The following is a 4,291-nucleotide window of genomic DNA, read 5'->3' as shown; positions in this document are numbered from 1 at the left end:
ACCAGCTCGGCTGTCATAGTGGGTGAAGCTTGCAGCACTAATGCCAGTGACGTCCTCCTGGAGGACACCGTTCTTACCAGAGCGTGAGTGAATCACTTCACGCTCTGCATAGCCAAGGACATAGTCGATAGCTCGTTGATGACACCGATAGATAATTGCCTTGGTCTTTTGATCGGCTAGAGCCCAGGCGACGGAGACGGATTTGGAGGGTGAGAAGGTGAGATCGAATCCAGCTACTGGCTTGCCGATCTTCTTTTCCACTTGGGCCTCCCCGTCCTTGATCCTTTCGATCGCCAAGGCTCGATCCTCCCCTGCGAGAGCCTCTGGTAACCGGGCAACTTTGGCCTTGATCCGATCGGCCATGCTCACCCGTCGGATTCGTAACGCCTGTCCAACTGGCTCACCAGTGAGTGGATCAGCAATGAGTCCAAGCATGTTCCACAGCTGGGATTCGGTGACCTCTGAGCCGTGTTCTATGCCCTTTCCCCCTCCGAGATCAGCCAGGCCTTTACCCTTCCATCGACCCGGTGGGGTGCCAGACTCTGCGTAGTAACGGGTTAGTTCTGAGCTCTGATCTCCTCGGCCATCACCAACGGCGATCGAGTCCATGAGGTACCTATAGCCCTGGCCGAGGGTGAGCTTGCGGATAGTGAGCATGGGGGTGTTCCTTTGGTAAAGGGGTGCCGAGTATGTACTTGTTAGGAGGCCCAACGGTTGGAAACCTGTCATGCTCATTGACAAATGCCTGTTCGAATCTCGCGGTAGCGGCCTCGGATGCAAGGCGTGTGGTAGGAACTTCGTCAGGTTTTGAGTGTTTGGGATTGACTCTGGCGTAAGGACCGGCTGGGCTCTGGTTGGGATCAGCGGTTAGGGATCGGGGTGGTCTTGGTCTACTTGGGTTGGGCAGTGGTTTTTGTGGCTCTACTTGGCAGCCTTTCGGGGTCTGCGTAAAACCCGTGGCGGTTCAGAGCACGACTACAGGCTGCCTCGAGACGCTCTGGTGAGTACGTCTTTGCAAAACTCATAATGCCAAGACAGCTGCGGTATCCCTGTTCTGGGTGAGGACGTCGCTCGAATACTCCCTCAACCAGGGCTCCCGTCATTGGATCGGTGGTCTTGGCCCAGTTGATAATGCGTGAGGGGCTCCACTCGAGGTGAGCCCGGTGAGAGGCTGGCATGTGCGAGGGGTCCGTGGTAAAGACGTAACGGATGCTCCTGCGTGGGTGGAGGGCCCATAACAATTAGGCTCTTCAGCCTCCACTCCCAGCAAGTACTCTGACGGGTTCCGCCTGACGACTCTGGGTCGAATTTAGGTATGGTGAAGGACATGACATGGATTACTCCAGAGCCGCCCAACGACGGCCTCGCCCCTGACACAGGCGACATCCGACTGATACTCCAGGGTTACCTCGATCACTACCGACTGACCTTGCTTCGAATCTGTGCAGGGTTGAATGCTGAGCAGCTGGCGCTGAGACCTGTAGCTCCCTCGACGCTTTCACTACTCGGGCTGGTTCGGCACATGACAAATGTCGAAAGAACGTGGTTTCGAATACGTGCTGCCGGGGAAGATGTCGCCCCCCTCTTTACGACCACCGACGAAGACTTCGACGATCTCGACACAGCGAGTGCTCCGCAGGCGATCTCCGACCTTCCCGCCGAGTGGGCACGGTGCGACGCTGCGGTAAAGAATCTGCCGCTTGATCACATCGTGGATGTGCGAGGACAAGAGGTGTCGCTCGCTTCGATCTACATCCACCTCATCGAAGAATGGGCCCGTCATGCTGGCCACGCGGACCTGATCCGCCAGTCCATCGATGGGGTTACCGGTCGCTGATCCGTTTCTTTCGCAGTATGTCTCTGTCTTTAAATTGAGATCCATCGTATGAGTGGGGTGCAAACGATGCTCGAATAAACAGCGCAGATATTCACAATCTCGCTACCACCTACCGCCAGGAAAGCTATAGCGGTGGTCTCTTTGAAACCTGACCTGGCGTAACCGGTAGAAGTGTAGGCACCACACACCGGATAGATGGTCTTGCACCTGGAACCTGAGATGGGCCCGGGCACAGCGTCGACGAGTGCTAACATCCAGACGCACCATAGGTTACCCTGAACTCGGCAGCGCAGAACCATGTAGAGTAACACCATGAGAGGAGTAAGTTCAGACTAAATTCCAATACCGTTAACTTAGTACCATTCCAGTGCTATACTGGGTCTCGGGAGGTGCCGATGCCAAGACCTGGATGGAAGAGACAACCAGAGGGCTCACGGCTGACCGATCATCTCTCCATAGGGGTCCTCACCCGCACCTTTGGGAGGGAGCTGATCGATTCGATACTGGTTGCAACCGACAGGGTCCAAAAGCGCATACGACTCTTGCCGTCACGGGTGATGGTCTATTACGTCCTGGCACTCTCGCTCTATCCCCAGGACTCCTATGAGGAGGTCATGCGCCACTTGAGCGAGGGGTTGCGGTGGATGGATCAATTCCAGTCTTCTTGGAACGTCCCCTCCAAGGTGGCGATCTTTAAGGCTCGTCTACGCCTTGGGGCAGAGCCCATGAAGAGACTCTATGAGGCAGTTGCAAGACCACTGGCGACTCCTGGTGATGAGGGTGCCTTCTACCGCGGGTTACGCCTGGTTGCGATCGATGGAACGAGCCTTAGCGTCGCTGACACCCCAGAGAACCTTGCCCACTTCACAAAACCAACGACTCCGCTTGGTCAAGCCGCCTATGCCAAGGCGAGAATCGTCGGCCTCTTGGAGTGTGGCACGCACGCGATCTTCGCCGCCAACGTCGGCCCCTACAGCGTTGCCGAGCAGATTCTTGCAAAAGGTGTCATCGATAAGCTCAAACCAGGGATGCTCTGTCTTGGTGACCGAGGGTTCTTTGGGTACGACCTCTGGCAGCGAGCAGCCAATACCGGTGGAGAACTCCTTTGGAGGGCAAAGACCAACTACCGGATTGAAACGGTCGCCGAACTCGAGGATGGTTCCTACCTTGGCAACGTCTATCACCATAAGGACAGAACAAGAAAGAGTCCGCTTCTGCTCAGGGTAATTGAGTACCAGATCACCGAAGGGGAGGACCCAGATGCCTTCTACCGGCTCTTTTGCACCATCACCGATCCCGAGGTGGCACCAGCTCATGAATTGGCGGCACTCTACTCCAAACGTTGGGAGATCGAATCGGCCTTTGATGAACTAAAGACCCATCAGTCGGAGGCACGAAGAGTGTTACGGTCTCAATCTCCAGAGCTCGTCTACCAGGAGATCTGGGGGATGTTAACCCTTCACTTTGGCATCAGGGAACTCATGTATGACGTATCGGCATCCTCACGAGGAGACCCGGTGGCGCTCTCATTTGTTGGCTCTCTCCGGACTGCGCGCACCAGTGCTATGACCAGTCCGGGTTTTTCCCCCTCAGCTTCTCGCTGAGGCCTTCCATCGCGCAAGCTGTCAAATCCTTGACCAAGTGCTTCCACAACGAAGGTTGCGCTCTAATCCCCGGGTGATTCGAAAGCGCATGAGTCCCTACCCCACCAAGTATCCCAACCATAGCAACTGGCCCCAGCCCTCAAGGCCAGCCAAAGATCTTATCTATGTCATCGGAGCTGGTCCCTAAGTTAACGGTATTGCTCACTAGTCTGAACTTCCCTCCACCACCCCGACTCATCCCTACCCCTAGCTGGGGTTTTGGTTCATTCTGGGGGTAGTTTTACTGTCACACGCTCAACTTGGCTCCTATGAGTTCAAAGGCTCGCTGCTGGAGGGGGGTAGGGGTCGTCATCTTGGTAAAGGTCACCGCACATCCCTTCACTCGGCAGGTGGTGCGCTCAAGGGTATCGAGTTCGCTCAATAGCGTACGAAAGCTCATCACCTCTTGTCCGTTTCTATTGACCTTGCTCGCGGCTTTGGCCTTGGCCGAGGTGGAGACCACCTTCTTGGCAACCGGTGAGCTCGGCTGGGGTGGCTCCTCGTCACGGAAGGTCAACTCGCTCAGGCGTTCCCTTGCGATGTGGAGAAGGTGAGCACTCAACATACAGGCAAAGACATGGGCTCGAACCCGATCCTCCAGGTAGTGACGAATTGGCCTGACGTTGATGTCGATGCTCTTCATGGAGCGAAAGACCCTCTCTAAGTTGGCGAGGTTCTTGTAGTAGCCAACCACGTCACTAGCGGATGCCTCCTCCTTTGGAAGCGTGGTTCGAATCACATAGATCCCATCGAGTGCGGCCTCGGCAGCGATTGCGTCATCGTCAAGACGAAAGTCAAAGGCCCCCTCAGC

General features: G+C 55.9%; 3 protein-coding genes and 1 pseudogene. 2 read left to right on the top strand and 2 right to left on the bottom strand.

Features of this window, described 5'->3' with window-relative positions:
- On the bottom strand, positions 1 to 657 hold a 657-nt coding region (gene mobF / locus M7439_RS08535), incomplete at its 3' end, for a MobF family relaxase (RefSeq protein ID WP_308464461.1).
- 670 nt (positions 658 to 1,327) lie between these two features.
- On the opposite strand from mobF, the gene M7439_RS08530 reads away from it, so the two are divergent.
- Complete coding sequence (locus tag M7439_RS08530) at positions 1,328 to 1,837, top strand: DinB family protein (RefSeq protein WP_276970528.1); 510 nt, start codon at positions 1,328 to 1,330, stop codon at positions 1,835 to 1,837.
- Between the two features lie 395 nt (positions 1,838 to 2,232).
- On the top strand, positions 2,233 to 3,441 hold the full coding sequence (locus M7439_RS08525) for an IS4 family transposase (RefSeq protein WP_308464460.1): 1,209 nt from the start codon (positions 2,233 to 2,235) through the stop codon (positions 3,439 to 3,441).
- 286 nt (positions 3,442 to 3,727) lie between these two features.
- Here M7439_RS08525 and M7439_RS08520 read toward each other — a convergent pair.
- Positions 3,728 to 4,291, bottom strand: a pseudogene (locus M7439_RS08520) (transposase); the annotation flags it as partial.

Origin of the sequence: Ferrimicrobium sp., from assembly GCF_027319265.1 — a bacterium.
Lineage (GTDB): Bacteria > Actinomycetota > Acidimicrobiia > Acidimicrobiales > Acidimicrobiaceae > Ferrimicrobium.
This window is presented reverse-complemented; position numbering and strand designations above follow the sequence as displayed.

Bases quoted from the DNA above. Each gene is read 5' to 3' on its own strand.
- M7439_RS08525 (WP_308464460.1), top strand. From the start codon at position 2,233: ATGCCAAGACCTGGATGGAAGAGACAACCAGAGGGCTCACGGCTGACC.
- M7439_RS08530 (WP_276970528.1), top strand. From the start codon at position 1,328: ATGACATGGATTACTCCAGAGCCGCCCAACGACGGCCTCGCCCCTGAC.